Source organism: Lysinibacillus sp. (genome assembly GCF_032093475.1).
Lineage (GTDB): Bacteria > Bacillota > Bacilli > Bacillales_A > Planococcaceae > Lysinibacillus > Lysinibacillus irui.
Window position 1 is genome coordinate 44,245 of the sequence record NZ_DAMDAY010000010.1, and the last position, 6,524, is coordinate 50,768.

General features: G+C 37.6%; 6 protein-coding genes. All 6 read right to left on the bottom strand.

From position 1 onward, the window contains the following. Positions 1-8: 8 nt before the first annotated feature. A complete protein-coding gene (locus tag RT445_RS04515) occupies positions 9-776 on the bottom strand; it encodes a type III pantothenate kinase (RefSeq protein WP_274795179.1) in 768 nt (255 codons plus the stop codon). 317 nt (positions 777-1,093) lie between these two features. Continuing rightward, positions 1,094-1,927 carry an aldo/keto reductase gene (locus tag RT445_RS04520; RefSeq protein ID WP_274795178.1) on the bottom strand — a complete coding sequence of 278 codons (834 nt, stop codon included), beginning with the start codon at positions 1,925-1,927 and terminating at the stop codon, positions 1,094-1,096. 142 nt (positions 1,928-2,069) lie between these two features. Then, positions 2,070-4,100, bottom strand: a complete 2,031-nt coding sequence (gene ftsH, locus RT445_RS04525; RefSeq protein WP_274795177.1) for an ATP-dependent zinc metalloprotease FtsH — start codon at positions 4,098-4,100, stop codon at positions 2,070-2,072. A gap of 281 nt (positions 4,101-4,381) precedes the next feature. Further along, entirely contained in the window at positions 4,382-4,924 is a 543-nt protein-coding gene (hpt, locus tag RT445_RS04530) for a hypoxanthine phosphoribosyltransferase (RefSeq protein ID WP_274795176.1), read from the bottom strand. A 67-nt stretch (positions 4,925-4,991) separates the two neighbouring features. Further along, entirely contained in the window at positions 4,992-6,398 is a 1,407-nt protein-coding gene (gene tilS / locus RT445_RS04535) for a tRNA lysidine(34) synthetase TilS (RefSeq protein WP_274795175.1), read from the bottom strand. A gap of 34 nt (positions 6,399-6,432) precedes the next feature. Continuing rightward, on the bottom strand, positions 6,433-6,524 hold a 92-nt coding region (locus tag RT445_RS04540; RefSeq protein WP_313469901.1), incomplete at its 5' end, for a hypothetical protein.

Consider the following 6,524-nt stretch of genomic DNA (forward strand, 5'->3'; position numbering starts at 1 on the left):
CTCATTTCCTATTGGTTACGTTTATATAGCTTATATAAACCCTTTAAAGTTAGAAATGGATCCACAACATCAATTATTTGTGTCTCCCCTGCGATCAGATTTGCTAGTCCACCTGTAGCAATCACTAACGGCTCCTCTTTACTTTGTGCTTTCATTCGGTTTACAATGCCCTCCACTTGTCCTACAAAGCCATAAAAAATTCCTGCCTGCATGGCAGAAACGGTCGTTTTCCCGATAATATGTGTAGGTCGAACTATTTCAATACGCGGCAATCTCGCAGCTTGTGTATAAAGAGCCTCTGTAGAAATAGTTATGCCCGGTGCAATAGCACCACCCATGTAATCGCCCTTTTCGTTCAAATAACAATAGGTTGTCGCTGTACCAAAATCAACTATGATACAAGGGGCTTTATATAAATCAAGAGCTGCTATGGCATTCACAATGCGGTCAGACCCTACCTCACGCGGATTTTCGTATTTAATATTTAAACCTGTTTTTACACCAGGACCAACTACCAAAGGCCTTTTTTGAAAATATTTCTGACACATTGCCTCTAATGAAAACATAATTGGTGGCACAACTGAGGATATAATAATGCCTGTAATTTGTTCAAATGAAATGCCTGCGTGATTAAAAAAAGAAAGAACTTGCATAGCATATTCATCTTCTGTTTTATGAAGGTCTGTTACCATACGCCAATGGAAGGCTAATTGATCGTTGTCATTGTAGACACCTAATACAATATTAGAATTCCCTGCATCTAAAACTAAAATCAAGGCTAACACCTCCCATATCGTCATTGTAACTTTCGCCACTCTATTGTTACAACTTTTGTCTAAAAAAAGTGAATATACTTTAGAAAATGATACCACACTTTTTATCTTGATTCAGCAGATGTCCCTCTCGTCTAAATGGTGGAAATGAACGCTTTTTGTTTGATAATCAGTTGTCAAACACACGCAGAAAAACGGAACATCGTCAAAAGCCCACATTTACCTCAATACCTCTTATGAATGTCATAAATTTTGAAGAGTAATCAAAAAACATTGTTCTTTAAAAAGGAGCTTCCTTAAAGTAGGAAGCCCCATTGAAATTATTTGAAATTAAATGTTTCTGGATCTGGACCGCAACGTAATCCATCATTTAACGCATCTAACTGCGCCATTTCCTCATCTGTTAAAGAAAAGTTAAAAACATCTAGATTTTCGACCATACGTGTAGGTGTCATCGTTTTTGGAATCGTAACTACATTATGTTGTACATCATAGCGTAATACAATCTGCGCAGGCGTTTTATCGTATTTAGATGCTAACTCTTGAATTAAGGCTTCCTCTAGTAGGGAACCATTCATCAATGGAGACCACGCCTCCACCTGTATGCCTTTATCCTGACAATAAGCACGAACTTCCTCTTGTGTTAAATGCGGATGGAATTCGATTTGATTAATAACAGGGACAACAGTAGTTTCCTTCAAAAGCTTTTCTAAATGGTGTACGTGGAAATTACTAACCCCAATTGAACGTACTCGATCATCTTGATATATTTTTTCTAGTGCTTTATAAACTTCAATGTAATTTTCGTCAATCCCTGGCCAGTGCACTAAATACAAATCCAAATAGTCTAACCCGATTTTTTCTAAACTACTATCGTAAGCAGCAAGTGTTTCGTCATAGGAAAGACCATCGTTCCAAACTTTTGATGTGATAAATAGTTCATCACGAGTTACTAAACCTTCTTCTATGGCTGCACGTATTCCTCGTCCAACACTTTCTTCATTACGATATACCTGTGCTGTATCAATGCTACGATAACCCTTTGCAATTGCTGTTTTTACAGCTTCAGCTAAGTCATCTCCTTCAGGTACTCTAAAAACGCCATAACCAACTAAAGGCATTTTAAGTCCATTATTCAATGTTACATTTCCCATGCTTAAACACTCCTATCTATAAAATATCCTCTAACGAAGATTCGTATAGAGCTTATCTTTCACTCCTATATCCTAATGCTTATTAGTAATAAAAGGCAAAGAAAAAGACTGCTTACCAAATTAGTAAACAGTCTTCCTACTTTTAATCACGTTTTTCATCGATACCTTTAGGAGCATCATTTTGTTGTTCTTTATTTTCTTTAGCTAAATCAAGAGTTGTTGGATTCGGCTCTTTACTCAGTAGCTCTTTTTCAACAACTGGTTTACCAATTGTATCTAATGTTGGCTTCGCTTCAATTTTCGGCGTATTATCCTCAATTTTTTCTACAGCCTCTGGCTCTGGTAAAACACCATGGTCACGCAAATGCTCGATTTCCTGTGCATTTAACGTTTCTTTCTCCATTAAAGTATTGGCAATTAAATCAAGCAGCTCACGTTTTTCCGTTAGGATACGTTTTGTACGCTCATATTGAGTATCAATAATTTTTTGCATTTCTTTATCGATTTCATAAGCTACAGAATCAGAGTAGTTTTGGTCTGAATTAAAGTCGCGACCAAGGAATACATTACCGCCCTGACTTGAACCAAATTGCATAGCACCAAGGTTTTCACTCATTCCGTATTCAGTAACCATTGCACGAGCAATGCTTGTAACCTTTTGGAAATCATTATGTGCCCCAGTAGAAACTTCACCAAGAACAATTTCTTCAGCTACACGACCACCAAGGAGACCTGCAATACGATCTAAAAGCTCTTGCTTTGTTGTAAAGAAGCGCTCTTCCTTCGGTAACATAATCGCATACCCACCCGCTTGACCACGCGGAACAATTGTTACTTTGTGTACTGTATCTGCTTCATCAAGCTCAAGACCAACAACTACGTGGCCGGCTTCATGGAAGGATACAAGTTTCTTCTCCTTGGCTGAATATACACGGCTAGCTTTAGCTGGACCAGCGATTACACGGTCAGAAGCTTCATCGATATCTGCCATATTGATGGTGCGTTTACTTTTACGAGCCGCAACAAGCGCTGCTTCGTTTAATAAGTTTTCTAAATCTGCACCTGAGAAACCTGGCGTACGTTGTGCAACTGCTGCTAAATCAACTGTATCTGCTAATGGCTTATTGCGTGCATGTACTTTAAGAATCGCCTCACGTCCTTTTACATCAGGATGTCCTACTGTAATTTGACGGTCAAATCGACCAGGACGTAATAACGCTTTATCTAAAATATCTGGGCGGTTTGTTGCAGCGATAATAATAATACCTTCGTTTGCTCCGAAACCATCCATTTCAACTAACAATTGGTTAAGTGTTTGTTCACGCTCATCATGTCCACCACCAAGACCTGCGCCACGTTGACGACCAACCGCATCAATCTCATCAATAAAGATGATACATGGTGCGTTTTTCTTAGCATTTTCGAATAAATCACGGACACGTGATGCACCGACACCTACAAACATTTCTACGAAATCAGAACCCGAAATTGAGAAGAAAGGAACGCCTGCTTCACCTGCTACTGCACGGGCAAGTAATGTTTTACCTGTACCTGGAGGACCTACAAGTAAGATACCTTTTGGAATACGCGCACCAATTTCAGTAAACTTGCGATGGTCTTTTAAAAATTCTACAACCTCAACAAGCTCTGCTTTCTCTTCATCAGCACCTGCTACATCTGTAAAACGTACTTTTTTCTTTTGATCGTCATAAAGCTTAGCTTTACTTTTACCAAAGCTCATCACTTTATTTCCGCCGCCTTGAGATTGACTCATTAGGAAGAAGAATAAGAAAATGATGATAATGAAAGGAATAATTCCCGTAAAGAATTGAATCCATCCACTTGTTTCTGGTGCTGCTAAATAACTAATATTACTATCTTTATCCCTAGCAGCCTCATCGATACGGTCCATTAAAGATTGGTTATCACGAGGGATATTCGTTGTAAAGCTTTGACCCTTTTCATAACCTTTCAGTGTACCTTCAACGACGTAAACTGATTTATCAGGTTGAATTGTTGCACTTGTTATTTCTTTTTTATCTAGAGCTTCTTGAAACTCATGATAAGATAATTCTTTCGTTGGTGAATTTCCACCATTGAAAGTACCAAAAATACCGATAATCACTAGGAAAATCAGTAGATAGAATATGGTATATCGAAATATTCGATTCATCTCCAGCCTCCTCATTACAAACAGAAAAATTATAAGTAAAATCTTAACATATCATGATTTCATCATACAACGAAAAGCCCTACTTAAAAAATGTTTCGTTCACTTTTTGCCGTTATCAAAACAGTTTTTAGGCCATCTTTATACGTCCCAGCGTAATTGTACCTGTTCCTTGGACTTGATTTAGCTGAACATTGTGTCAAGATTTTGAATTATGTTAAACATAACGAAAAATACGTGACTTGCGCTGGAGGTCTTACTTTAATAGCTGGTCTTTTTGTATCTTAGAAAGAATAAACTTCAGGCTTCAAGATACCAATATAAGGTAAGTTGCGATATTTTTCTGCGTAATCTAAACCATACCCTACAACGAAGCCATCTGGCACTTCAAAGCCAACATAATCAGCAGATAGGTTTACTTTGCGACCTGATGGTTTATCAAGTAATGTAACAATTTTGATGGATTTTGCTTTGCGATATTTAAATAAATCCACTAGATAGCTTAACGTTAAACCACTATCAATAATATCCTCGATGATTAATACGTCACGTCCCTCAACGCTTGTATTTAAATCCTTTAAAATCTTTACTTCACCAGAAGAAACAGTAGCGTTACCATAACTAGAAACATCCATAAAATCTAATTCAATGAAAGAATCGAAACGTTTCATTAAATCAGTCATAAATGGCATTGCCCCTTTAAGAACACCTACAGCTAATGGGAATGCATCTTTGTATTCCGCTGTTAGTTGTGCTCCTAAGTCTGCAATTCTTTCTTGCAATTGTTCTTCTGTAATCATAATTTTTTCGATGTCATTTTGTAACATATCGATTCCTCCTCGTGATGTATCAAAAAATCTTCAACCTATTACGTTGAAATATTTTACAAAGACCTTAGTCTACGATGAGCACTGTATCATCGTTTGGTTGCGGAGTGGTTGAAAAAAATATTCCCATACGCACACCAATTACCGCTACCACCTCATCAGTTTGAGAAATCAGTAACGGCCAGCTATTTCGCTCATTTAAAGGAATCTTTTCATCTATAAAAAGGCGAGATAAGCGTTTTGGCTGATCCATTCCTTTTAACAGCATTTTATCTCCATCCTTCCGTGCTCGAATGTAAAGCGGTAGATGGAGTTTGCTAGCGTTAAAATAAAAAAGTTGTGCAGTATCCGTCAGCAATTCAGACGATAAATCATGCAAATTGACTACGCATAAGCGTTCACCATTTATCAGTGTTGTCCATCCATTAGCAATTGAAATAATCTGTTTCTCAGGAGATGTTTGATCCTCTAATGGTTTATTCTTCTGAATCGTTAATTTCCCGTAACGGCGAACTGCTAGAAAATCTTCAGGCAAGTGAATTTCAGCATACCCTGCTGTTGTATCACAAAGCTTTAAAATTGAAGTCAATAAAGCAAAACTTTGTATCGTATTTGAATCTTTGTAAAGATAGTTTAATAGTATTAAAATGAGCCTCCTTTGTAAAGCAAGTGGTATCAATTGAAAAGCCTCAATTTCTAGGCTATATGTATTTTCGTTACTTCTTATTACGGTTTGAGAAAATACATCTTGGGCTAATGACATTAAAAAGGCGTCGTCTACTTGTAAATGCTTTGTGAAATGGGTGATTTGTTCAGTTACCCGAGGATTTTCCGCCTCCAGTAAAGGCACTACATGATGTCTAAATCGATTGCGTACATAAGTATCTTTGGAATTGCTAGCATCTTCTCGATAATCCAAACCTTTTCTAAGTAAATATTCCCTTATTTCAGACTTTGTAACCGTTAAAAACGGACGAATTAATGATTTTCCTTCAAAAAGTCGTTGGGGACGTATGCCTTGCATACTATTCATTGTTGCGTTTTTCGTAAGGGCCATTAATACTGACTCCAGTTGGTCATCCGCATGATGTGCAGTTACAAGCTTATTTGCATTTATTTTTCCCAAGATTTCTTTGAAATATCGATACCTTTCTCTACGACAAATGAGCTGTGTATTACCATTTTCCTGTGCCATAATTGCAGGTACTGGAATCTCGGTAGCATGTAAGGAAACACCATTGTCGTCACAATACTTTTGGACAAACGCTCTATCTTCAGCTGAAGCTTGTCCTCTCAACATATGGTCAACATGCACTGCTTCTACTTGAATATTCCACTGCTCCTGTGTCTGTACAAAGTAATGGAGTAATGCCATTGAGTCCACTCCACCCGAAACGGCGATGAGAAGATGGTCGCCTTGCTGTAATAATTGCTCTTCTTCAATAAATGTTTTGACCTTTAATTCAAATGACAAACGCTTCTCCTCCCCTTTTCGTTGTTATTGATTATCAGTGACTCATAGAATATTGAGCTGGTCTAAAAACAGACCATGTCGGTACAACATGTGTCACCTCTAACATTAGTACTGTACAATCGTCCT

Excerpts from the sequence above, each read along its gene's own strand:
- ftsH (WP_274795177.1), bottom strand. The coding sequence starts at position 4,100 with ATGAATCGAATATTTCGATATACCATATTCTATCTACTGATTTTCCTA.
- hpt (WP_274795176.1), bottom strand. The coding sequence starts at position 4,924 with ATGTTACAAAATGACATCGAAAAAATTATGATTACAGAAGAACAATTG.
- RT445_RS04520 (WP_274795178.1), bottom strand. The coding sequence starts at position 1,927 with ATGGGAAATGTAACATTGAATAATGGACTTAAAATGCCTTTAGTTGGT.